This is a genomic window from Wandonia haliotis (assembly GCF_039523435.1).
Taxonomy (GTDB): domain Bacteria; phylum Bacteroidota; class Bacteroidia; order Flavobacteriales_D; family Crocinitomicaceae; genus Wandonia; species Wandonia haliotis.
Genome location: NZ_BAAAFH010000022.1, coordinates 644,992 through 668,986 on the forward strand (window position 1 = coordinate 644,992; position 23,995 = coordinate 668,986).

The following is a 23,995-nucleotide window of genomic DNA, read 5'->3' on the forward strand; positions in this document are numbered from 1 at the left end:
TTCCCGTAACAAATACGTTTGATCATTCGATCTTCACCGGTTGCTTATTTTCATCAATGGCTACAAAAGTAAATTCGCCACTAACCGCCTTCTCTCTCTCATCCGAATACATCTGTTCGATATAGATATCTACCCGCACTTTAAGACTTGTATTTCCCAAATATGTAATTCTCCCCACTAACTCTATAATGGTTCCTGCCGGGATCGGTTTTTTGAAATCAATACGGTCACTACTTACCGTTACCATACGCTGTCTGCTAAAACGAGTTGCTGTAATAAAAGCAACCTCATCCATTAATTGCATGGCGGTTCCCCCGAATAGTGTATCATAGTGGTTCGTTGTGTTTGGAAAAACAGCTTTAAAAATACGTGTTTCCGACCTGCTAATTTTTTCATCTTTTGTCATAACTTACTTTTATTATCAGTATTTTTTTCAATCTTCATCAAACAGCTATTGCAAAGACAATCGTCATAACATTGCTTTAGCAACTCCTGCTGCTCTGTCGTTAGTATCACTGTACTACAATGGCATTGATCGATTTGATTTGCATTGCAATAAAACTCTATTCCGCATTGCGAACATTTCTTATTCCCGTTTTGCCGCATTGGTTTCCCTCTTTTGTATTAAGAAGCACATGATGTACCTACTCTTGTAGAACTTTTATCTCGGATTTGTATTGAAGATAGGGCACAACAACAGTAGAAGTGTTTACCCAAACAGTAACACCCTTACCTACGTATCATACCTGGTTTTCAACTTCAAATCGCGAAAGTTAAACCCTATCGGAACAGGCAGGTCTCCTGACTTGTAACAATTCCGGCTCCCTTCCCATCCATTCATTGACAGACAGTGGGTATTTCAGCCAAAACCTTTACGTTACTTACAGTTGCGCGACAGTTCGTGATTTACACACGATTCCCTTTTCATACATCATCCGATGTAACCTTTTCCGTTTGATTGTAAGAATCAACTTAAAGAACTCGTGTCAAAGGTAGAATATTTATCCCAATTGTTCGTATGGGGTAGTAAAGATCGCTATCCTGTTCCTGAAAGCAAACAAACTAATTCGGAATAGATGAATGAAATTGGCTATCTTTGATGAATAGCCCGAATGCAGGATTTTATTTTCGGAAACTACGACACGGTAATATGCGAAAGTGCTTGATTCTTCTCGTTTTCTTCGGACTGATGCTTTCAGTAACAGGTCAGAATCAAATCATTTCCACCTATAGAGAAGCCGGGCAACTTCCTTTTATTGAATTCAGAAGTAACCCTAAACAGTCTTACGGTTTTGACTCTTTTCGTTACCCGGAATGGGAAGACAAATATGATCTCTGGAATTTACCCCTTTCCGGCAACTATTACATTCCCTATAAATCTGTAGGCTTCCGAGCAAAAGATCTGGTAGATGCTATTCTTGTTAATCCTGTCGATTTTAACCCCGGGAAATTATCCTTCAGAATAAATGACACACTCAAGACAGGGCTAAAATATGTATTCAGAAATGACAGTACAATTACCGTACAACTTCCCGAACAGGAAGAAAGTTATGTACTGAAAGCGTATTATGACAGCACCATTATTGGTCGGTTACGGGTCAATGTCTACCCGAAAGAAACGGAAAAGCTGATCCTAATCCCTCTTGTACCGAGAACCTTCTCAAAAGATAGTGTCCAGATTTATCTAAATACGGTTTTTAAGCCCGCCAACCTCAGTTTTGAAGTTGAGATTGGTCCTTGTTTCATTCATTCTGACTTTGATTCCACGATTCTTTTTGACAATCCTCCTCAGGGATTTGATCATTATACACATCAAATGCGTAGTTTGCGTGATACCTGGTTTGATCTAAACCCCACAGCCGAAAAAAAGGCAAACTATATTTTCGTTATTTCAGGATTTGTTGATCCCCACATAAAAAGCTTCATGCCCCGAAATAAGGCGATGGGCTTTTTAAAAGATGAAGCAGACTCTGTTTTTTATCTACAACTGGCAAAAAGTCTGGGAAGAGGCATTGGGTTTCTACAAGAAAGCTGGGCCGATCAGGGTCCCACTGCCGGATCTACAAACAATCTGATGGACACACTTGGAAGGATCCATCTAACCCATTTTCAATGGGATCAGCTTCGACACGGAACAGGAAGTTATTCTTTTTTTGATGCGGATGAAGATGTTCGCACCAATAACGGTCGGGTTGCTTATTATTTTTGGGAAGAAGACGAAAATGGTTATATCCGGACAGAAGAAGGCAACTTACTTTCTGCAATAAAAAGACCTTTCAAGAAAAACTATTTATCCTATCATTTGGATATTCAGGACCTTCTCTTCAAACCTTTATTTTCGATTGGTCAGTATTTTGTTTGCTGGTGGCATATTATCGCCAGCGTATGTATTTTATTGTTGGTTTGGATCGGTAATAGACAACTTCGCTCCCGATTTGAAAAGAAAGAAGGAAAAGTACGGATCTGGGAGCTTTTACTAAAAAGAGGAGTTTCGCTAGTAGGACTTACACTAATCGTATTTGTTTTTTTCTTTATCAACGCAGAGCTTGATAAGTATGAAGTAACTTCGGGGTATCTTGAAGAACTTAAAGGAACAGAATACCCACAGGCCTATCGTTATATCCTATACAATAAGAATCTGAAACGTGCCAATGAGGAAGAAATGTCTTCTGAGATCTTACTAAAACGTGGAGAAAGCTGGTTTATGAAACGTCGTAAAAAAGTACTCTATTTTGAAGCACACAAAGACAGCACAGGTAAATGGAACAAGTATAAACTAAAATCAGAGAATGATTCTCTTATTGTGGTTACGTTTCAGTATAAAGAACCTGCCTCCAGTCATTATTTTGTTGTCAACTATATGGATGAAAATGGCTACTACGATCACCAGAAAGTATTCAATCATACCGGTTTTAATATCACGGACCGACTTATCCCTGACGAGGACCCTGCCAAACGAATTTTAGTTTTTGTCAATGGATACCGTCCCACTTCCATAGGTCGCACATTCGAAGAGAACTTTGCTGACATTCGTAAAAACGGTCTGGAATTTCCCGATTCACGAAATCTTATCTACAACTTCGATCGGTATGATTATTGGCGTCCCTGGCAGGAATTTGATCTTGTCATGCAAAAACGCATCAATCCGAGTGAAACGTTTTATGCAGATGGTCACTTTTCTGTAGCCACATCCAATCACCGGAGTCTGCTTAACTTTACATCTCTTGCAAACAAATATCCAAAACGTTGCTCAAACCCGGAACACCACATTTGTCAATATACAGATGCTGGCGGATCAAGATGGTTTGGCTCAACCAAGCGAGAAACAGCTACTCTTCTTCCAGACAACGCAAACAAATCAGGATTTAACAAACGAAAAGAAAATGGAAAAATAGCCGGTTTGAATTTACTACAGTTACTTAATGAAGTTCCAAACAAATCATTTAATGACACCTTGTTTATCGTAGCGCATTCAATGGGATTTGCCTATACACTTGGAATGCTGGAAGAATTAAGGGGTAAAATAAACTTTGGCGAATTTTACATCATTGCTCCTGAAAATGCAGAAAGTGGTAAAGTATATTTGGAGGAATGGCAAAAAGTCTGGCAATACGGTTGTAACCATGAACGGTGGAAATCGTCAGCTCCCTGCATGTTGGATGGTGTAGCTCCGCAAACCAAGGTTGACGGTCTTCATGACACCCAGCGTGTCTATATTCCCGACACCCTCTACAAAAGGCACGGGTTCTTCAACTCACACTTCATTGGTTATTACACCTGGATACTGGATATTCCGGAAGACCAACCCGGCTATATGAAACAGCGATAATACCAAACAAAAACTCCCGCCGCATCTGCAACAGGAGTTTCTTATAGACTCAGCTTTTTCGATTATATAAGCTCTTCCAATATCATTGTTCGGGTTTTCCCCTCTTTGAACATCTTAATTGTCTTTTCAAACAATTCATTGTAGTTACCTTCCGTAAAACCCAGTGCAATAGCTATCCGATGGATTACTTTTTGCTCTCCTGAAGTCACCTCTCCATCCAGAGCAATCATTTCGCACAACTGTACAAACCGCTCAATTCGTTCTTCTTTTCCGGAAGGTGGTGTAACAGGATAACGCTCAGGATTCTCACAAATATCTTCAACCTGTGCCTGCGTAAGACTTAAACGTCGTGCAATTCGGTTAAGCAACACCTGCTCTTCCTCACTTACACCTCCATCAGCTCTCGCTAATAATACAAGGTTTCTGAAGTGACCTTTATCTTGTTTTCGCTCTCCCGATTCGAAAATTTCTGCAATTGACATGTTCAAAAAAATTTTCGGCAAATATAACTACCTTTTAATGATAATCAGCATCCCAGTGATGTTTTTTCAGCTTAAATTCTTCGTGCCAATCGTAACTATTGCTCTGAATATTTCCAGGTTTCCAGGGATCAAACCTTCTGAACCGGGTTTCAATCATACCCTCACGCATTTTCATCCGGGCACCTTCTCCCCTAATTTCATACCCTGTGCGTAAATGAAGAAAATAGCATAATGAATCACTGTTCTTCAACTCAATAGTATGAAACGAATTGAATACTTTCCCCTCATCCTTCTTCTCAATGACAGTAGCATCAATTATTCTGTCAGTGAGATTCTGATACTCTGGTAACTCTCGTTTAGCTGTCAGATAATACAAATTGTGCATTAACATATAATCCAAACCGGCATAGAACCCTCTGTACACGTTTTCATCAGCATAACCGCTATTCTGATACTTTTCAGCGCTACTGTACTTTAAATGACATGTCCAGCCTTCGGGAGATACAGGAATTCCATTTTCTTTTGCGAAATCTTCAACAATACCATTTGTCATGTTATGCGTACCGTAGACCGGTGCCTGATTTAAATCAGCATGCACCTTATCTTCAATTTCATAGGCATCAATATCTACTCCGTGAAGATAATTCATCAACGGAAGATAGAAATTCCCCCAATTACTTTCTTCCCATGTACGTTCAATTCTCTTTACGGTCTTCTCCACATCTTTTCCCCACTTCCCGGACATAGCCGCTAAAATGGTAATCATTTGCCCGTTAACATTTTTATAGGGAATCCATATTTTGGTCAATCCCCACTGGAATCTTCCCGGTTTCTTTTTAAAAGGTTGGGCATTTTCAGCCTTTTCTGTATACATCATTTCACCTATGTGACTCAATGGATATTTGAATGCAAAAACGTTTTGTCCGGGAAACACTTTTTCACCATCCGGTCTGAAAATCCTCCATTTTGTTTTATCAGGTTTCTCAGGATACTTATAACGACAGTAATTAATCATATTCGTTGCATGCCTTCTTGCCTGAAAGTGAAAGTCATATTTTACACGGGTACCATCCTGTAGCGCTACCGAGTCCATTCCCTGATCAAAAGATTTTTCTACAAGCATATAGCCCATTAACAGCCACAACACCTGATCCTGTGACATCTCAGGTGTAGCTTTTACATCCGCCAAATCTTTCAATGGTTCTCCGTCAAAACAATAATCTGACGTCTGTATCTTGTACACGCTACCTGTTCCGGGAGCAATTGTTTTATTCTGATTGAAGTGCCGATAGTTATCCGGATTGACCAGTGAATCTATAAAATCACACGGGATATCATCACGCGCTATATATCCGTTAATCACCCCTTCCTTTCCAAACATTTCTTCTCCAAAACGATCCAACCGCTCGTACGCCTTGATGGCATAATAGAGTTCTGTCTTCGTTTTTTCAACATCCTCATACCGTTGATTATTGAGTAAAAGTCTATACTCGGTCGCTAATACACCAATGTAAAACCCCAGATAAATGGTCGCGTCTACCACTTCGATATCATTCACCCACCAGATTCCTTTGCGACTTTGTATGGGTAATGAATGTCCAACCCCTTCTCCGACCTTAACAAAATCATTCTGAAGGCGCCATCTGTAATACCAGTATTTCTGCAGGTTTATCTGATCATCTGTAGGTTGAAGATTCTGCCCGACTGTTCCTGATACTACACAAAGAAATAAAAAGGTGAGAGAACAGTACTTAATCATTCTTCCCTGTAAACCTTATCCATTTTTGTGTTCTGTAGAAAGGTCCCAGATAACCACGAACATTCAGTTGATTCTTATTCGAATCTGACAACCAGATTTTACACGAGTATATTTTCCCGTTTGCTGGGTCAAGAATTTCACCACCTTTGTACTCACTTCCTTTCTTGTAGAGACCTTCGACTATTTTCATCCCAACAATTTTCTTCCCTTTTCTATGATCTTCACATTCTTCACAAACCGGATCATCAGGTCTTCCGGGACGCGGATAGAGTTTCACAATTGTTCCTTCTACCTTTCCCTGAACAACCTTCAGTTCAACAATTGATTTTGGCTTATTGGTTTCATCGTCAATCGTGACCCAGTACCCCTCAATATCAGATTGTGCAAATACAGGCATAATAAAACATACTAATACAGCTGCAATAAATGATTTCATAGTCCTTTTTTGCCCCAATTTACAAAAAAACACAATATATCCTTCAATAGAAAAACGCGTCTTTCAAATTTATCTCTGTGCCGTATCCCTTAGCATTTGTGTGAGCATTCTCACTAAACTTTGATAACAATTACTAACTTTACCCAATACGAAAATTGATAAAAATTAATTATACATCATGAAAAATGTAGCAGTAATCGGTTCCGGGACAATGGGTAACGGAATTGCACATGTCTTTGCGCAAAAAGGATATAAAGTAGCATTAATTGACATTTCACAATCTGCTTTAGATAAAGGTGTCGCGACGATAACCAAGAATCTGGACAGAATGATCGCCAAAGAAAAAATTTCGGAGGCCGACAAATCAGCAACTCTGGGTAACATTACCACTTTCACTGACATGAAAGAAGGCGTAAAAGATGTTCAACTGGTTGTTGAAGCAGCTACAGAAAATGTTGATCTGAAACTTAAGATTTTCCGCGATCTTTCGGAAGCTACTTCGGACGATGTCATTCTAGCAAGTAATACAAGTTCCATTTCGATTACCCAAATTGCTGCAGTTACTAATCGTCCGGACAAAGTAATCGGAATGCATTTTATGAATCCGGTTCCCGTTATGAAATTGGTAGAGATTATCAGGGGATATAGTACATCTGATGAGGTTACCAATCTTATTATGGAGACATCGAAAAAGCTTGGTAAAGTTCCTGTAGAAGTAAATGATTATCCCGGATTCGTTGCAAACCGCATTCTAATGCCTATGATTAATGAAGCAATTATTACTTTACATGAAGGCGTTGCCGGTGTTGAAGAGATTGATACAGTAATGAAACTTGGAATGGCACATCCAATGGGACCACTTCAGTTAGCCGATTTTATCGGGCTGGATGTTTGTCTTGCTATTATGAATGTATTATACGAAGGATTTGGTAACCCCAAATATGCTCCATGCCCACTTTTAGTAAATATGGTGACAGCTGGTAAAAGAGGGGTTAAATCAGGTGAAGGTTTCTACTCCTGGACACACGGTACAAAGGATCTGATTGTTTCTGATAATTTCAAAAAATAATCTAGAGCAATCAAAACGAACCAGTTAAGATTTTTGAATTTTATTGAAAAAATTTGGTTTTTTCAATAAAACTGCTAGTTTTGCATTGCCTGCTTTAACCTAACGAGGTATAAAGTATTTAGAAGTGTATTTTTTAACCCTAATTTTTTATATCATGAAAATTAAATTTGTATTTGCTGCAGCAGCAGTAGCGATGCTTTCTCTAGCATCTTGTAAGAAAGATTACGTTTGTACTTGGGAAGCTGATGGTGTTTCTTTATCTCAAGACTACCCAGGTTTAGACAAAGATGCTGCTGAAGCTACTGAGACTACTTGTAAAAATGCTGGAGGAACTTGGTCTACAAAATAATTGAAGACTCATTTTTCTTAAAAGGGGAGCATTTTCTAAATGCTCCCTTTGTTTTTCACATACTTTTTTGTTTGACGGAATAAAGATCGCACCTACCCTTCCTAAAACGACCCCACAGTTAATAAAACTACAATTTCCCTTCATCTTGTTAAGATATTAATAGTTAACATCTTCGATTCATTTTCTTTCCTACTTTTAGTCGTTACTAAATGAATAATTGTAAACTATGAAAAGAAATCTGTCTGTCTTCCTACCCGCAACGCTAATGCTTACACTTGTATCTTGCAAGAAAGACTACACTTGTGAATGCTCTGCCTATAGCTATTCCAGTTCTGAAATCTACCTTAATGTTTCAGAAAAGGATGCAAAAAGTAAATGTGAAGATTTAGAAACCAGTATTCATAAAGAAGGAGAAGGAATCCCCGGAATGAATCAAGTTAAATGCTCTATCAACTAATATTTATAAATATGAAATTAAAATCAATTTTTGCTATTGCTGCTGTTACTCTTATCAGTTTTTCATCCTGTAAGAAAGATTATGTTTGTGTCTGTAGTGCGTTTGGCTTCTCAGGTGAAGCTGAAGTAATAGAAAATTCTACTAAAAAAGACGCTGAAAGCAGATGTGAGGAAATAGAAAAAGATTCCAAGGAAGCTATAGCAAGTGCAACATGTTCTATTGAGAAAAAAGATTAATTATCTTTTGATACCCCATGAATAAAAAAATCCCCGCTTTCAATAAGCAGGGATTTTTATTTTATCCTAAGATCCGGCTATGCTACCTTTAATTTTGCCAGCTTTGATTTAGAGAATTGTTCCTCTGCATACTGAGCCGTAATCTTTAATTCTTTCATTTCCTCAGATGAAGGTGCTTCAAACATTGCATCATTCAGGATCGCTTCACAAATTGACCGCAACCCTCTTGCTCCCAATTTAAATTCAACAGCCTTCTCTACAATGAAATCCAATGCTTCCGATTCGAATGTCAAACGAATGCCATCTAATTCGAACAAACGAACATATTGTTTAACTAGTGCATTTTTAGGTTCTGTAAGGATCTTTCTGAGACTTGCCGCATCTAGCGGATTTAAGTAAGTCAAAACCGGAAAACGACCGATTAATTCAGGGATTAACCCGAATGACTTCAAATCTGTCGGATTGATGTATTTCAATAAGTTCTCTCCGTCAATTTTCTCGCGATCTGCCGAACTAAAACCTATTGCCTGACTATTTACACGTCGCGCAATAACTTTTTCTATTCCATCGAAAGCTCCACCACAGATAAACAGTATATTCTTTGTATCAATCTGGATCATCTTCTGCTCAGGATGTTTTCTTCCTCCTTGTGGTGGTACATTTACAACAGAACCTTCCAATAATTTAAGCAGAGCCTGCTGAACACCTTCTCCCGAAACATCTCTCGTAATAGAAGGATTGTCTGATTTTCTGGCAATCTTATCTATCTCATCAATAAAAACGATTCCTTTTTCCGCAGCCTTTGGATTGTAATCAGCAGCCTGTAACAAACGCGAAAGAATACTCTCCACATCCTCACCTACGTAACCAGCCTCTGTTAAAACAGTCGCGTCAGCGATACAAAACGGAACATTTAACATTCGCGCAATTGTTTTGGCCAGTAATGTTTTCCCTGTTCCTGTTCGCCCTACCAAAATGACATTGGACTTTTCTATCTCCACTTCATTTTTGGAAGGTTTTTGCCCTAATCTCTTGTAGTGATTATACACTGCAACGGATAAAACTTTCTTTGCATCATCCTGACCAATAACATAATCCTCTAACGAAGCTTTTATCTCTTTCGGCTTGAGGACATTTACAGGAGCATCATCCTGTTGCGGGTATGCAGCCGTTTCATCTTTTATAATGCTTTGCGCCTGCGTAATACAGTGATCACAGATGTGTCCTGAAATCCCGGCAATCAAGACATTCACCTGACTTCTTGATCGTCCGCAGAACGAACATGTGGTTTCTTTTTTTGACATATAGTTTTAATCCTGACAAAAAAGGTCATACGTCAGCGACGTTTGACCCTTTTTCTAATTTTCTGCAAAGATAGTCTATTTTGAATTGCGAAGCAAAACCTCATCTACCATTCCATAGTCTTTTGCTTCCTGCGCAGTCATCCAGTAATCCCGATCCGAATCAGCATATACTTTATCGTACTCCTGCTTACTGTGAGTAGCAATGATATCGTATAATTCTTTCTTCAACTTCAGAATCTCACGTGCAGTAATTTCAATATCTGAAGCTTGTCCCTGGGCTCCTCCTAAAGGCTGGTGAATCATTACGCGAGAGTGCTTCAAAGCGGAACGTTTCCCATCTGCACCTGCACACAATAATACTGCCCCCATCGAAGCTGCAATTCCTGTACAAATCGTTGCCACATCACACTGAATGTATTGCATCGTGTCATAAATCCCCAAGCCTGCGTAAACAGAACCTCCCGGAGAATTCAGGTAAATCTGAATATCTTTCTTAGCATCTACAGACTCCAAAAACAACAACTGAGCTGTAATGATATTTGCCACCTGATCATTAATTCCCGTACCTAGAAAAATGATGCGATCCATCATCAGGCGCGAGAACACATCCATCTGAGCAACATTCAGTTGACGCTCTTCAATGATATAAGGAGTGAGCGAGGATTCAATATAACTATCCAGGTGCATACTGCTGATTCCCTGGTGCTTTGTTGCGTATTTTTTAAATTCATTCTGGTCAAACATATCTCTTCTGTTTTAGTTCAATTGGGTTAAAGATAAACATTCTGAAGCTTTCTCCGACAACCTGAAGATTCAAATTATTCACCAGAGTCTGCTACCAATAAAAAAGGCCGTACAATACAGTACGACCCTTAAAACCTAAGCTAAGCTTTTATTTAATTTCCCTGAGCCAGCTTAACAAACTCATCGTAGGAAACTTCTTTTTCGTTCAATTTCACAATTCCTTTGAACAGTTCTGTTAGTTTGCGTTCAGCCAACATATCGTATACACGATTTGCTTCTTCCTGATTGGCTAAAACCTTTCTGGCAGACTCTGTCAATTCATTATCTTCAGGAGCAGGAATACCGTACTGTGCATATTGAGAAACAAGTAATGATTTTGTAAACTCTAATGCTTCATCCGGGTTAATTTTCACTTCATTATCCTTAAATAATTTCCCCTGAATCAACTGCCATCTCAGACCTTTAGCGTACTCATCGTACTCTGCTTCAATCTGCTCATCAGTAATTTCTTTCTGATTTGACATCTTGATCCATCGCTTAAGAAACTCATCAGGCAAAGCCATTTCTGTCTTTTCTATCAGATGATCATACACTTTACGTGTAAACAAACGGTCGCTATCACCATCAAACATACCGTTCATATCATTAGAGATACGCTCGCGCATTTCCGCTTCTGACTTTACTTCACCCTCACCAAAAAGTTTGTCAAACAACTCCTGATTCAGTTCTGCCATTTCCATTTTACGAATCTCATTGATCGTAAACTGGAATTTATCGTTTAGATTAGGAAGGTCTTCCTTCGTTACTCCCAACATAGCAGCAAGATCAGCTTCACCTTTTGCCAACTTAGCAGGATCAACAACTAATTTATCTCCTACTTTTTTACCTTTCAGCTCTTTCAAAGTAGCTTTATCTTCTACAAATTCAATACTTACTGTAGAAGAATTCATTACACCACCTTCTTTGATCTCTCCGTTTTCGTCCAACTCAACAAACTGACCCAGCACTAATTCCGTACCTGTCACTTCTTCTCCGGCGATCAATTTACCGTAACGACGACGCAAATCATCAATCTGCTGATCTACTAATTTGTCATCTGTCTTTACTTTAACGTAGTCAAACTTGTTACGTCCTGAAAGCTTAATTTCAAACTCAGGTGTAAGTCCGATTTCGTATTGAAACTCAAAATCCGAAGGATTATCCCAATCACCTTTTACTTCAGCATCATACTTTGGAATCGGATTCCCCAATATCTCTACCTTTTCAGCATTCAGGTAATTGTAAAGAGCTTCGTTTACCGTTTTATTCAATTCTTCAGCTAACACCCCTTTACCGTATTGCTTTTTCACAAGCCCCATAGGAACTTTTCCTTTACGGAATCCCGGAATATTAGCGCGTTTTCTATAATCTTCAAGTGCTTTCTCTACTTTCCCCAGATAATCTTCAGGAGCAATCTGCACTTTCAAAACTGCGTTTAGCGCATCAACGTTTTCACGAATTACATTCATTTCAACACAAATATGGTTAAATAAAAAATGGTATAAGAGGCGAACCGATCTTATACCATTAAATCGTGCGGGTGGAGGGACTCGAACCCCCACGCCGTGAAGCACTAGATCCTAAGTCTAGCGTGTCTACCAATTTCACCACACCCGCAATAAACAAAGACCTTTAACCCGTTTGGGACTGCAAAGATAACGTTTTTTTGAATCTCCAAACAATTTTTTCATTTTTTTTTACTCTTTTTTTATTCGTCCGATGAAGCGACTCCGGCATGCATAAGTGCCTCAACCCGGACACTCAATCTAAAACGCTATTTATCAACAGGAAATCACTTATTTTATCCACCTATGAATAAAAAATGTATCTGACAAGATTTTCATAAGCAAGGTTTCATTGTTACCTTTGTCGGAAAAACAGATAGAATGTTATCAATTGATCCAAAATCACTCCCTGTACCTCAACTCCATGGCTACTTATTAGGAGCCATCGGACCTCGTCCGATAGCTTTTGCCAGCACGATTGACGAAAATGGTCATAATAATCTGGCTCCTTTTAGCTTCTTCAATGTTTTCAGTGCAAATCCCCCGGTACTTATATTTTCTCCGGCACGTAGTGGAAGAACAAATGAAACAAAAGACACGTATAACAATGTTAAACGTATTCCGGAATGCGTGATCAATATTGTCAGTTATGATATGGTACACCAAATGAGTCTGGCAAGCTCTCCTTATTCTCCCGAGATTGATGAGTTTGTAAAGTCCGGATTCACTCCGCTTCCTTCCGAAACGGTTCAGCCAATGCGTGTAGCAGAGTCCCCTGTTCAGTTTGAGTGTAAAGTAACAGAGGTGAAAGAACTTGGTGAAGGTGGGGGAGCCGGGAACCTTGTAATTTGTGAAGTAACACGCATACATATCAATGAGAAAGTTTTGGATGAGAATGGGAAAATTGATCAATTAAAGATCGATCTGGTTTCACGAATGGGAGGAAACTGGTACTGCAGAGCAGATAAAAACTCGATGTTTGAAGTTCAAAAACCCCTCACAACCATAGGGATAGGATTTGATAATCTTCCGGATGACATCCGCAACAGCGCTATACTCACAGGAAACGATCTTGGCATTCTGGCAAATGTGGAAGAACTCCCGAATGAGACAGATGTAAACGAGTATAAACTCATTGAATTAAGCGATTTGTTCGTAAAATTAGAAGACAATCCTATTGAACTCGAGAAAGAATTGCATAAATTAGCACAATCCTTATTAAAAGAGAATAAAGTAGCAGAAGCCTGGAAAACGCTTTTGTCTTTCAATAATTAACCCGTAAAACACGAAAAGTTATATGTATACATTAGTAGGAAACATCAAAGTCATTAATGACACGCAGGTTATTTCAGAAAAATTCAGAAAAAGAGAATTTGTTGTTACGGACAATTCCGGACAATACCCTCAGGATGTTTTGTTTCAATTAACACAAGACAAAACCGATTTGCTTAATGACATGCAGCTCAATGAGATGGTTTCCGTTTCTTTCTTTATCCGCGGAAGAGAGTGGACCAGCCCTTCCGGTGAGGTGCGCTATTTCAACTCTCTTGATGTATGGAAAATTGAAAAACAAAGCGGAGGAATGCCAACTCCACAAGATATGTCTCCAGCTTCTTCGGATAGTGCTGAGACGTTTGTAGAAGAAGGAGACGACGACCTTCCATTCTAGTTACAGGAATTTATTTATCTTCAACACCTGGTTATTTCGATAATCAGGTGTTTTTTTTGAGCCTATGACGAATTTTCTTCAGAAGTATGTTCCCTCTCCTTTCAGTATTGCTATTTTACTGACGCTGTTCACATTTATCATGGCTCTTTTACTCACCCGTCCGGAACATACGGGAATAATGGAATACACAGGGAAACTAGCAACTGACTGGCAAAAAGGACTTTGGGACACTTCCTCCGGTGGACTTTATTTTGGTTTCCAGATGATGTTGATTCTGATTCTGGGACACTGCCTTGCCTTAACTCCTTTTGTTGCCCGAATACTAAATAAACTGCTGATTTATTGTACCGACAGCGCAACAAGTGCTTTTACTGTCGCTTTGGCAACCATGTTGGTCAGTTATTTCAACTGGGGAATGGGATTAGTTTTCGGAGCTTTATTAGCACGTAAAGTCGGAGAGAAATTCAAAAAAAACAACCGCGAACTCAATTATGGATTGATTGGCGCCGCCGCCTATAGTGGAATGTTAATCTGGCATGGCGGGATTTCAGGTAGCGCTCCGACAAAAGCAATGGAACCGGACTCAATCACTGCTATGATGACAAATGCAGGTTATCAGGTTTCTAACACACTTCCTTCTTCGCTCTCTTTTGAAGAGACTCTACTCTCCCCTTTAAACCTCACTACCGCTTCGGTAATGCTTCTCCTCATTCCCTTCCTGCTGTATTTGGTCGGAAAGAAAACTCAGTCAGAATCGCTTCCTTTTCTCGATTTAGCAAGTGAAACAAGCTCTACTACCGAATCTACTCCATCAACTCAACTTGATTCTAACACCGTATTCGGATCAATCATAGGGATACTGTTTATCCTAACGGCCTTCTGGGTTGCTTATAACTTTAAAGGCTCAACAACACTGGGTTTTATCTCTGTCAACTTTATTAATTTTACGCTATTAGGTCTATCACTACTCTTACATGGCTCCATCCGTTCCTTTTTGCAGGGAATTAATACCTCTATTTCTGATGGCGCAGGTATCCTGATCCAGTTTCCATTATATTTTGGGATTATGGGAATTATGAGTGGTTCGGGATTAATACAGGAAATCTCAGATTTTCTCACCTCCACTGCTACACCAACCACTTTTCCCGTTCTTTCTTTTCTGGGGGCTGGAATCGTCAACTTTTTTGTCCCCAGCGGAGGAGGTCAATGGTATATTCAGGGACCTATGCTTCTTCAATCCGCACAGGAACTGGGAGTAAGCATTCCTAAAACCGTTATGGCGTTATCGTACGGTGACCAATGGACAAATATGCTGCAACCTTTTTGGGCACTCCCACTTCTGGGAATTACAAAACTGAAAGCGGGAGAAATTCTTCCCTATACCCTATTGCTGTTTGTTGTTGGTGGAATTGTTTTTATTTCCGCACTCCTTATCTTTTAGACAATTTTTCGGATCAATTCCCAAAGAACGATTCCGGCAGAAACCGATACATTGAAGGAATGTTTCGTTCCAAACTGAGGAATTTCTACCACTTCATCACAACAATCAACTACTTCCTGCTGTACTCCATCTACCTCGTTTCCAAAAATAAGCGCAACCGGTTCTTTCCCGTTCCATTCCAATGTCTGTAACATCGTAGTTTGTTCCGTTTGTTCCAAGACCAGAGTACGCACTCCTTCTGACTTCAGTTGGTGAATCGTATCAACAGTCGACTGAGCATACTCCCACTCGACCGTTTCTGTAGCTCCCAATGCTGTTTTATGAATATCTCTGTGTGGTGGTTTTGCTGTAATACCGCAGAGAAAAATTTTCTGAACATTAAATGCATCTCCTGTTCTGAAAAATGTACCAACATTATTCAGGCTACGGATATTATCCAAAACAAGAATAACAGGAAATTTATCCTGCTCTTTGAATTCCTCGTTAGAAACCCTTCCCAGCTCCCACAATTTCAATTTCCTGTTTTGGTTATCCATCCGATTTCATTTTTGACAAAAATAAAGAAAGTGAACAGAACTTAACAAGCAAAGAAATTTAGATTAATCTCTATCATCTCCGTAATACTCCTCTATACAAACCGTACAACCATCAACCCGATTCTGATATCCTCTAAGATGAAGACTCTCATCAATACACTTCAGGAAACCTTCCATTTCAGGAATATCTTTTTTATATGTCAGAACCCGATTTATCACATGTATATCACTTTCCAAATTATCCGAATAATAGATTACATCTGTCGATCTGGTTGTTTTCATTCCCTCTCCGTCAAGATAATTCAAAAACATATATCCATCATTGTAAAAAATTAAATCGCTAATCTTCACAATCGTTACCGGAAGTCTTTTCGCCATTCTAAACACTACGTTACCTACACGAAAACCCCATAACTCATCATGTTTTAATGGATATTTTATTTCAACCCCATCTTTTTTGACAAACAAAATATTCTTGTTAGAAACTAAGTCATTCGTCCATTTATGTGACTCATATTCTCCTATGAATTCTCCCTTATCATTTTGTGCATCTTCAAAGGTCTTGTAGACATAAACCTCTCGATCTAGTTCTTTATAATCTTGTCCGAATGCTACCCCGTAAAAAAACATCAAAAAAATGATAAGTACTCTCATGTTGATTTTATATTTAGATTTTGTTTACTTCCTGCACCAAAAACAGCTTTTTCGGTAAATTGAAAGGGCGCAAAGATAAACTATTTATCAACTTGCCACTTCCTACTTCTATATATTCCTGCTCAATGACAAGAGGCACCTTGTCCCTAAAGAATAAAATTTGGAACTGTTCATAATTATTGAAAAGTCCCCTGATCGTAAATTGGCTGTTTTTCGGGTTTATTTTACATTTACGATTCTAAAAAATCACAACATTGGCAGGGAAAGAGAAAAAAGTAGCGGAGACTCCTTTGATGAAGCAATATAATCAGATCAAGGCAAAGCATCCTGATGCTTTGTTATTGTTTCGCGTTGGGGATTTTTATGAAACTTTTGGAGACGATGCGGTAAAGGCATCCAGGATATTGGGAATCATTCTTACGAAACGAAAAAACGGTTCGGCTTCTCATATCGAACTGGCAGGCTTTCCACATCACTCGCTTGAATCTTACCTGCCCAAACTGGTAAAAGCCGGACAGCGTGTTGCAATCTGTGATCAGCTTGAAGACCCGAAAATGACAAAAACAATTGTCAAGAGAGGGGTTACCGAACTTGTAACTCCCGGAGTTGCTTTTAACGACCAGGTACTTCAAAACAAACAAAACAACTTTCTTGCCTCTGTTCATTTCGGGAAAAACAGCTCTGGAGTTGCATTTCTTGATATATCGACAGGTGAGTTTCTTGTAGCAGAAGGAACGGAAGAGTATATCGACAAGCTTTTACAGGGATTCAAACCCAGTGAGGTATTGTACCAGAAAAATCGCACCTCACGGTTTAAAGAAGTTTTTGGAGAAGGATTCTACACCTTTAAACTGGAAGACTGGGTTTTTACAACTGATTTTGCCGATGAGATTCTTAATAAACAATTTGGCACAGCTTCTTTGAAGGGATTCGGAATTGAACATCTTTCACAAGGAATTATCGCAGCCGGAGCGGCTTTGCATTATCTTTCAGAAACGCAGCACGACCGAATCGGACACATTACACGAATTAATCGAATTGAAGAGGATAAATACGTTTGGCTAGACCGATTTACGATCCGAAATCTCGAATTGATCCATTCACAAAATATCGGTGCGACGGTTTTAATCGATATTATTGATCAGACACTCACTCCGATGGGAGGACGTATGCTAAAACGCTGGATGGTTTTGCCAATGAAAGACCTTAAAACGATACAGCAACGACTGGATGCTGTTGAGTTCTTCGTTACACATCCTGAAGATGCAGAAACACTTGCTTTTCACCTGGATCAGATCGGAGATCTGGAACGATTGATTTCGAAGGTTGCTGTCGGACGGATTAACCCCAAGGAGGTTATTATTCTCCGTAATGCAATTCGCGAATTACAACCGATACGCGAGAAATTGAGTGCTGCTGATTCGGAAGCCATTTCACAAATCGCCGGTCAGTTGGACTTATGTGAGAAGTTTCTGGAAATGATCGACACGCAGCTGCATCCCGAACCGGCTATTGCAGTAGGAAAAGGATCTGTAATTGCCGATGGTTTTCACAAAGACCTGGATGAACTCCGAAAAATTGCTTTTTCAGGGAAAGATTATCTGGATCAACTACAAGAAAGAGAATCCGAAGCAACAGGGATTCCATCACTGAAAATTGCCTTTAATAATGTATTCGGCTATTATATTGAAGTCCGTAATACACACAAAGACAAAGTACCTGAAGGCTGGATCCGTAAGCAAACCCTCGTAAATGCCGAACGTTATATAACTGAAGAGTTAAAAGAGTATGAAAGTAAAATTCTGGGAGCAGAAGACAAAATACACGCTCTCGAATCTCAACTTTTTCAGGAACTTATTCTTTCCATGGCTCCCTACACGGAAACCATTCAACGCAATGCGCAACGCATCGCTATGTTAGATTGTCTGCACTCGTTTGCTACAGTTGCCCAGGAAAATCAGTATACCAAACCCGAAGTAAATGACGGGAAAGTTCTTGATATCAAAAATGGACGACACCCGGTCATTGAAAAACAGCTACCTCTGGGAGAAGAATATATTGCCAACGATGTCTATCTGAACCCAGACAGCCAACAAATCATTATGATAACAGGGCCCAATATGTCCGGTAAATCAGCCATATTGCGTCAGACAGCGTTGATTACTCTATTGGCACAGATCGGGTCATTTGTTCCAGCCAGTCAGGCAAAAATAGGAATTGTAGATAAAATCTTCACCCGTGTCGGAGCTTCGGACAACATTTCAAGTGGCGAATCGACGTTCATGGTAGAAATGAACGAGACCGCCAGTATTCTGAATAATGTCACAGACAGAAGTCTTGTTCTTCTGGATGAAATCGGGCGGGGAACCTCGACGTATGACGGGATCTCAATCGCTTGGGCTATTGCCGAATATCTTCATCAGCATCCACAGGCACATTGCAAAACGTTATTTGCAACACACTACCACGAATTAAATGAAATGACCCATCAGTTTGATCGGATTCGCAATTTCAATGTCGCAGTTAAGGAAATCGGAAACAAGGTCATTTTTCTTCGTAAGCTTATGGAGGGAGGAAGCGAACACTCCTTTGGTATTCATGTCGCTAAAATGGCCGGAATGCCTCCTCAGGTAATTCAGCGCGCGACAAAAATGCTGATGCACCTTGAAAAGACACACAAACCCGAGGAGCGAAACAAAGTGGTAGAAGCCGTCAGTTCACCGGAAATGCAACTCAGCATCTTTCAGCTTGATGATCCTGTTTTACAAAACATCAAAGAGGAATTGATTTCGATTGACATTGATACACTGACTCCGGTGGAGGCGTTGATGAAGTTGAATGAAATTAAGAAGTTGGTGGGTGTGAAATCGTAGTTTTCCGATACGACTATACTTGTCATAAAAAACATAGCGTTTAGATATGGTATATGCTGAATATTATTTTAATTCGGGTTTATTGGTAATTAACTCATAGCCCACAAACTTCTTCCCTTCCTTATCCACACCAATAAAATACCATACTACTTTACTTTCTCTATTACCAAGGTTATTAGACATTGACCAATTATTATTATCCGTATATTCCTTTCCTGTTTTTAAGACTCCGTCCGGAGCACCATACCATTTTTCAAACTCTCTATTATTAAATGGTCTCGACCGAATAGTCCTTTCAACCCAAGAGTTATTCTCTTCAATAAGTCCTCCAAACTCTATTATCCTCAGCTCCTTATCCATCGTTGAAACAGTAGTTGCATAGCTCCATTTGTATTTACCCCATCTGGATAGAGTATCATTTAACGACGCATAGGCTGTATCCACACTATGCTTAACTTCTATTCCTACTGGCAGATTTCTGATTTTCTCAGGAAGATTTATAGTCTTACGATCCAAATCGGAACAGCCGATTAACAGTGTTAAGGATAATAATAAAAAGTATTTCATTGTTTGCATTATATAATCCGTACCAGAACTATAGGTCTGCCTCAAATGTAGTTAATTACATTAAAACATATCAGTTGGCAGTTCAACTGATTTTGACAAACTTGCCTCGCAAGCACCTCATTCGTGGGATAAAAATCACTAAATTTGAAAGCAAAAGAATCACGGTTGTCTTCAAACAGTTTTACGATGAAAAAAATACTTCTTTTAGGTTCGGGTGAGTTAGGTAAAGAATTTGCTATAGCTGCGCAGCGTAACGGACAATACATTATTGCAGTGGACAGTTACGAAGGTGCTCCGGCAATGCAGGTCGCCCATGAATCAGAAGTAATTAATATGTTAGATGGCAGTGAACTCGATCGCATTGTCGCTAAACATCAACCGGATTTGATTGTACCTGAAATTGAAGCTATTCGAACGGAACGCTTCTACATTTACGAAGATCAGGGAATTCAGGTTGTCCCGAGTGCAAAAGCTGCCAACTTCACGATGAACCGAAAAGCAATCCGTGATCTTGCGGCAAAAGATCTGGGAGTTCGTACAGCCAACTACCGATATGCGACTTCTTACGAAGAATTAAAAGCCGGTGTAGCACATACCGGAATGCCTTGTGTTGTTAAACCTCTTATGTCCAGTTCCGGAAAAGGACAATCTGTTATTCGTACAGAAGAGGATATTGAAAAGGCATGGAATTATGCACTTGAAGGATCAAGAGGAGATTTGAAAGAAGTCATTGTTGAGTCTTTTGTTGATTTTGATTACGAAATTACCTTACTGACTGTCACTCAAAAGAACGGGGAAACACTATTCTGTGCTCCCATTGGTCACCGCCAGGAAAGAGGAGATTATCAGGAAAGTTGGCAACCCGCTCCGATGTTGGAAACTCATCTGAAAGAAGCGCAGGAGATGGCTGAAAACGTTACCCGTGCGCTGGGCGGTGCAGGAATCTGGGGCGTTGAATTTTTTATAGCTAAAGAAGGAGCTTACTTTTCAGAACTCTCCCCACGTCCACATGACACAGGAATGGTAACACTTGCCGGAACACAAAATCTGAACGAATTCGAGTTACACTTACGAGCAATTCTTGGTTGGCCTATTCCGGAAATAGAACTACTCCAATCCGGAGCCAGTGCTGTAATTCTCAGTGAAATTTCCGAAGAAAAAACTCCGGAGTTTGAAGGAGTCGAAAAGGCCTTAAGCTATCCTTCATCTGATATCCGACTGTTCGGAAAGCCTTCCACCCGTAAGTACAGACGTATGGGAGTCGGGTTGTATCACGATACGGTTGATACAGATATTGAGGAAGTAGTAGCAAAAGCGAAAGAGATTGCAGGGGCAATAAAAGTTAAATAAGTATTAGCCCTTGAAAAGACCAATAAAATGGAAACAGGGTGTAATACCTCCTCTTATTTTCGTATTACTCTTTTTTGCCGCTCTTAGTAATCTAAGCGGGCAATCAGGTGGTGATTTAGTTCTGCGCTTACTTACAAGCGTACTACTCTTACTTCAAACCTTTGTTACAGGTCTGGCTACATTTCGTCAAACTTTTCAGGAAAAAATGTTCTGGATACTCGGACTACTTCTTACATGGCTGTCAGGTGGTATTCTGCTTTACAATATCACATAAATTTAAGTCCTGTTTCTCCTGCTGACACCACTATACATAGAACTTTATAAAGATCCGAAGCAGGAGAAACAAAACCTGATCCACTATCTATTTAAACCTATTTCGATGAAGAGAGTTCTCGCCTGTATACCCACACGTCCAATCCCTGATAAAGCGTTTTCTTATCTCTTTTGAAACCATTTTTTTCGGCTACTCTTTCCGACTTTACATTACCCACATCAATAATTGAGATCAGCGAGTCAATCAACTGATGCTCTATTGCAAAATCCATAAACAAGCGCGCTGCTTCGGCTGCATAACCCTTCCCCCAGTATTGAGGCAATAACTGGTAACCGATCTCTATCTCATAGTTCCCATCAACCTCTTTACCCAAAAGTCCACACAACCCAATAAAATTTCCGGTCTCTTTTTCGATCAATGCTTTTAAGCCATAGGTCTTCTCTTCATACCGGGTAAACTGACTAGACAAAAACTTTTCCGCCGCAGGAAGCGGGTTCTCCGGAGCATAATATTCCGGAAAAAACTCTGTTGCATCTTTACTTCTCACAAAATCACACCAGTGCACAGCATCTGCCGGAACAAGGAAACGAGTGACAATTCGTGGTGACTCGATCTTAGCTTTATAATAATGCTCCATGTATTCAAAATTACGATTATTCTTCGGAATTTTGTGCGCGCATATTTTTTTGTATTTTAGAATAGACAAACATCAATTATGATTTTTAACAAACTTATTTACCTGCCAGTCATTATCTTACTCTTACAATCCTGTACCTCTACAAACTCTGAAACAACTCCGGAAACTGTATTTGAAAATCAATTTATTGCAGCAAAAAAGGAGGCCTCGGACTACATTCGCAAAACGATACAGTTGTCTGACTCTACAAAAGGGATTTCCATTCATGGTATTCGCCTAAAAAACCCGAAAGAAATTGAGACTTTTTATACAACTCACCACTTTTCGCCAGGCTGGTTAAAACATAGCGACAACATGGGCTTAATAAATGAAATGGCTCGTTATATAGAAAATATATACTACCACGGATTGAACCCGTCCGACTATCTGGCAGATACTATTCTCCACTATTCTCAATTAGTTCAGACCAATAAAAACCTCTTATTACAGCCTGATTTTATTGCCCGTTTCGATCTTTTACTCAGCGATGCATTCTTTTCGTTATCCCAGCATCTTTACTACGGAAAAGTTTCACCCAAGAGTCTTTCTGCCGGATGGGAAATAGATCAGGTTAAACCTGCTTTGAATTTTACTTCCGAACTGGCACTGTTTCTCAAAGGAGCCCAAAGTTTGAATTCGTTTATGCAACGTTTTTACCCATCCCATCCCGGATACAATAAAATGGTAACCTATGCGCAATTGCTATCGGAAACACAAAAAGAGGACAGTTTTCTGGTAATTATCCCGGAAAACAAAATCACACTGCATATTCTTGAAGATAGTTCATACAATGAACAACTTGTAAACCGACTACGTTATCTCGGTTATACACATCAGACCCTTCTTGATTATACCGACAGTTTACAAAACCTGTTTACAGCCATCAAAAACCTTCAGGAGCATTATGGGTTAAATCAGGATGGTGCAGTTGGCAAACGAACCTATAGTGCTCTCAACGAAACCACTGAAGAAAAACTGGGTAAACTTTTTGTAAATATGGAACGCTTGCGCTGGATGCCCGCTTCTTTTTCGGAACACTATCTTCTGGTAAATATTGCCGATTACACACTTGATTATATTAAAAATCAGGATACTTTACTTCACATGCGTACCGTTGTCGGAAAAGATGCCCGTCAGACTCCGGTTTTTCAAGCCCGTATGACTTATCTGGTTTTCAGCCCGACCTGGACCTTACCTCCGAGCATTCTCTATGAGGATGTTATTCCGGCAGTAGCCAAAAACATTGATTATCTGCAAAAAAAGGAAATGATTGTTCTGGATCGGTCAGGAAATAGTGTTGACCCCAATACTATTGACTGGAAAAAAGCCGGAAAAGGGAACTTCCCTTATCGCATCCGACAAAAACCGGGAGGTCTCAATGCTCTGGGGCGTGTTAAGTTCATGTTTCCGAATACGCATAGCATTTATTTACATGATACACCTTCCAAAAGCTTTTTTCAACGGGACTCCCGTACTTTTAGTTCCGGATGCATCCGCATTGAAAAGCCCATAGCACTGGCCGAGTTGTTACTGGAAAATAATTCTGCTGAATGGACAGAAGAAGAAATAAAAGAAGCCATGTTCTCTGAAGAAGAACAGATCGTCACTCTAAAAGAAAAACCGGATGTTTATATCTATTATTTAACTGCCTGGAGTACTATGACAGGTGAAATTCATTTCCGCGAGGATGTGTACTCCAGAGATCCTGAAATTCTGAAAGCTTTACAACTAACAAAAAAGAAATAA

At 39.6% G+C, this 23,995-nt stretch carries 24 protein-coding genes, 1 tRNA gene and 1 riboswitch; of the genes, 12 read left to right on the forward strand and 13 right to left on the reverse strand.

Features of this window, described 5'->3' with window-relative positions:
- Positions 1 to 22: 22 nt before the first annotated feature.
- Both ABDZ97_RS15620 and ABDZ97_RS17700 read right to left on the reverse strand, forming a co-directional pair.
- Positions 23 to 406, reverse strand: coding sequence for an acyl-CoA thioesterase (locus ABDZ97_RS15620; RefSeq protein WP_343789899.1), 384 nt, complete (start codon positions 404 to 406; stop codon positions 23 to 25).
- Positions 403 to 606 carry a cysteine-rich CWC family protein gene (locus ABDZ97_RS17700; protein WP_425542669.1) on the reverse strand — a complete coding sequence of 68 codons (204 nt, stop codon included), beginning with the start codon at positions 604 to 606 and terminating at the stop codon, positions 403 to 405. The genes ABDZ97_RS15620 and ABDZ97_RS17700 overlap by 4 nt, the downstream gene beginning before the upstream one ends.
- 168 nt (positions 607 to 774) lie before the next feature.
- A riboswitch (cobalamin riboswitch) is annotated at positions 775 to 964 on the reverse strand.
- Positions 965 to 1,150: 186 nt separating this feature from the next.
- Here ABDZ97_RS17700 and ABDZ97_RS15625 point away from each other — a divergent pair.
- Entirely contained in the window at positions 1,151 to 3,829 is a 2,679-nt protein-coding gene (locus ABDZ97_RS15625; RefSeq protein ID WP_343789902.1) for a hypothetical protein, read from the forward strand.
- A 62-nt stretch (positions 3,830 to 3,891) separates the two neighbouring features.
- On the opposite strand, the gene ABDZ97_RS15630 is transcribed toward ABDZ97_RS15625, so the two are convergent.
- Genes ABDZ97_RS15630 through ABDZ97_RS15640 form a run of 3 tightly spaced genes read right to left on the reverse strand, consistent with a single transcriptional unit; the run spans position 3,892 to position 6,506 of the window.
- Positions 3,892 to 4,311 (reverse strand): TerB family tellurite resistance protein, encoded by a 420-nt coding sequence (locus ABDZ97_RS15630; RefSeq protein ID WP_343789905.1) that lies wholly within the window; start codon positions 4,309 to 4,311, stop codon positions 3,892 to 3,894.
- 34 nt (positions 4,312 to 4,345) lie between these two features.
- Positions 4,346 to 6,070, reverse strand: a complete 1,725-nt coding sequence (locus ABDZ97_RS15635; RefSeq protein ID WP_343789908.1) for a hypothetical protein — start codon at positions 6,068 to 6,070, stop codon at positions 4,346 to 4,348.
- A complete protein-coding gene (locus tag ABDZ97_RS15640; RefSeq protein WP_343789911.1) occupies positions 6,063 to 6,506 on the reverse strand; it encodes a DUF2147 domain-containing protein in 444 nt (147 codons plus the stop codon). The genes ABDZ97_RS15635 and ABDZ97_RS15640 overlap by 8 nt, the downstream gene beginning before the upstream one ends.
- Positions 6,507 to 6,684: 178 nt before the next feature.
- Between ABDZ97_RS15640 and ABDZ97_RS15645 the strand changes: the two genes are divergently transcribed.
- The 4 genes from ABDZ97_RS15645 (at position 6,685) to ABDZ97_RS15660 (ending at position 8,617) form a co-directional block, all read left to right on the forward strand.
- Positions 6,685 to 7,575 (forward strand): 3-hydroxybutyryl-CoA dehydrogenase, encoded by an 891-nt coding sequence (locus ABDZ97_RS15645; RefSeq protein WP_343789914.1) that lies wholly within the window; start codon positions 6,685 to 6,687, stop codon positions 7,573 to 7,575.
- A 154-nt stretch (positions 7,576 to 7,729) separates the two neighbouring features.
- On the forward strand, positions 7,730 to 7,924 hold the full coding sequence (locus ABDZ97_RS15650; RefSeq protein WP_343789918.1) for a hypothetical protein: 195 nt from the start codon (positions 7,730 to 7,732) through the stop codon (positions 7,922 to 7,924).
- 226 nt (positions 7,925 to 8,150) lie between these two features.
- A complete protein-coding gene (locus ABDZ97_RS15655) occupies positions 8,151 to 8,381 on the forward strand; it encodes a hypothetical protein (RefSeq protein ID WP_343789921.1) in 231 nt (76 codons plus the stop codon).
- Between the two features lie 11 nt (positions 8,382 to 8,392).
- Entirely contained in the window at positions 8,393 to 8,617 is a 225-nt protein-coding gene (locus tag ABDZ97_RS15660; protein WP_343789924.1) for a hypothetical protein, read from the forward strand.
- 77 nt (positions 8,618 to 8,694) lie between these two features.
- On the opposite strand, the gene clpX is transcribed toward ABDZ97_RS15660, so the two are convergent.
- The 4 genes from clpX to ABDZ97_RS15680 all read right to left on the reverse strand — a co-directional run bounded on the left by clpX (position 8,695) and on the right by ABDZ97_RS15680 (position 12,321).
- On the reverse strand, positions 8,695 to 9,921 hold the full coding sequence (gene clpX, locus ABDZ97_RS15665; protein ID WP_343789927.1) for an ATP-dependent Clp protease ATP-binding subunit ClpX: 1,227 nt from the start codon (positions 9,919 to 9,921) through the stop codon (positions 8,695 to 8,697).
- A 75-nt stretch (positions 9,922 to 9,996) separates the two neighbouring features.
- Entirely contained in the window at positions 9,997 to 10,665 is a 669-nt protein-coding gene (gene clpP, locus ABDZ97_RS15670) for an ATP-dependent Clp endopeptidase proteolytic subunit ClpP (RefSeq protein ID WP_343789930.1), read from the reverse strand.
- Positions 10,666 to 10,817: 152 nt separating this feature from the next.
- A complete protein-coding gene (gene tig, locus ABDZ97_RS15675) occupies positions 10,818 to 12,173 on the reverse strand; it encodes a trigger factor (RefSeq protein WP_343789933.1) in 1,356 nt (451 codons plus the stop codon).
- Between the two features lie 66 nt (positions 12,174 to 12,239).
- Positions 12,240 to 12,321 (reverse strand) — tRNA-Leu (locus ABDZ97_RS15680).
- A gap of 269 nt (positions 12,322 to 12,590) precedes the next feature.
- Here ABDZ97_RS15680 and ABDZ97_RS15685 point away from each other — a divergent pair.
- From ABDZ97_RS15685 to ABDZ97_RS15695, 3 genes are all read left to right on the forward strand, one after another.
- Positions 12,591 to 13,484, forward strand: a complete 894-nt coding sequence (locus ABDZ97_RS15685) for a flavin reductase family protein (RefSeq protein ID WP_343789938.1) — start codon at positions 12,591 to 12,593, stop codon at positions 13,482 to 13,484.
- A gap of 22 nt (positions 13,485 to 13,506) precedes the next feature.
- Positions 13,507 to 13,878: a DUF3127 domain-containing protein gene (locus ABDZ97_RS15690; protein WP_343789941.1), complete on the forward strand. Its 372-nt coding sequence runs from the start codon at positions 13,507 to 13,509 to the stop codon at positions 13,876 to 13,878.
- A 64-nt stretch (positions 13,879 to 13,942) separates the two neighbouring features.
- Positions 13,943 to 15,319 carry a TIGR00366 family protein gene (locus tag ABDZ97_RS15695; RefSeq protein WP_343789944.1) on the forward strand — a complete coding sequence of 459 codons (1,377 nt, stop codon included), beginning with the start codon at positions 13,943 to 13,945 and terminating at the stop codon, positions 15,317 to 15,319.
- On the opposite strand, the gene ABDZ97_RS15700 is transcribed toward ABDZ97_RS15695, so the two are convergent.
- Entirely contained in the window at positions 15,316 to 15,855 is a 540-nt protein-coding gene (locus ABDZ97_RS15700; RefSeq protein WP_343789947.1) for an RNA methyltransferase, read from the reverse strand. The genes ABDZ97_RS15695 and ABDZ97_RS15700 overlap by 4 nt on opposite strands.
- 63 nt (positions 15,856 to 15,918) lie before the next feature.
- Complete coding sequence (locus ABDZ97_RS15705) at positions 15,919 to 16,509, reverse strand: hypothetical protein (RefSeq protein ID WP_343789950.1); 591 nt, start codon at positions 16,507 to 16,509, stop codon at positions 15,919 to 15,921.
- A gap of 254 nt (positions 16,510 to 16,763) precedes the next feature.
- Here ABDZ97_RS15705 and mutS point away from each other — a divergent pair, with 254 nt between their 5' ends.
- A complete protein-coding gene (mutS, locus tag ABDZ97_RS15710) occupies positions 16,764 to 19,382 on the forward strand; it encodes a DNA mismatch repair protein MutS (RefSeq protein WP_343789952.1) in 2,619 nt (872 codons plus the stop codon).
- Positions 19,383 to 19,445: 63 nt separating this feature from the next.
- Here the strand turns inward: mutS and ABDZ97_RS15715 are convergent, their stop codons facing one another.
- A complete protein-coding gene (locus ABDZ97_RS15715; protein WP_343789955.1) occupies positions 19,446 to 19,949 on the reverse strand; it encodes a hypothetical protein in 504 nt (167 codons plus the stop codon).
- A 186-nt stretch (positions 19,950 to 20,135) separates the two neighbouring features.
- On the opposite strand from ABDZ97_RS15715, the gene purT reads away from it, so the two are divergent.
- The gene (purT, locus tag ABDZ97_RS15720) at positions 20,136 to 21,299 is read left to right on the forward strand and encodes a formate-dependent phosphoribosylglycinamide formyltransferase (protein WP_343789958.1); all 1,164 of its coding nucleotides are present in this window, start codon (positions 20,136 to 20,138) and stop codon (positions 21,297 to 21,299) included.
- 10 nt (positions 21,300 to 21,309) lie between these two features.
- On the forward strand, positions 21,310 to 21,573 hold the full coding sequence (locus ABDZ97_RS15725; protein WP_343789961.1) for a hypothetical protein: 264 nt from the start codon (positions 21,310 to 21,312) through the stop codon (positions 21,571 to 21,573).
- A 97-nt stretch (positions 21,574 to 21,670) separates the two neighbouring features.
- Here the strand turns inward: ABDZ97_RS15725 and ABDZ97_RS15730 are convergent, their stop codons facing one another.
- Positions 21,671 to 22,210, reverse strand: a complete 540-nt coding sequence (locus tag ABDZ97_RS15730; RefSeq protein WP_343789964.1) for a GNAT family N-acetyltransferase — start codon at positions 22,208 to 22,210, stop codon at positions 21,671 to 21,673.
- A gap of 78 nt (positions 22,211 to 22,288) precedes the next feature.
- Between ABDZ97_RS15730 and ABDZ97_RS15735 the strand changes: the two genes are divergently transcribed.
- On the forward strand, positions 22,289 to 23,995 hold the full coding sequence (locus ABDZ97_RS15735) for a L,D-transpeptidase family protein (RefSeq protein ID WP_343789968.1): 1,707 nt from the start codon (positions 22,289 to 22,291) through the stop codon (positions 23,993 to 23,995).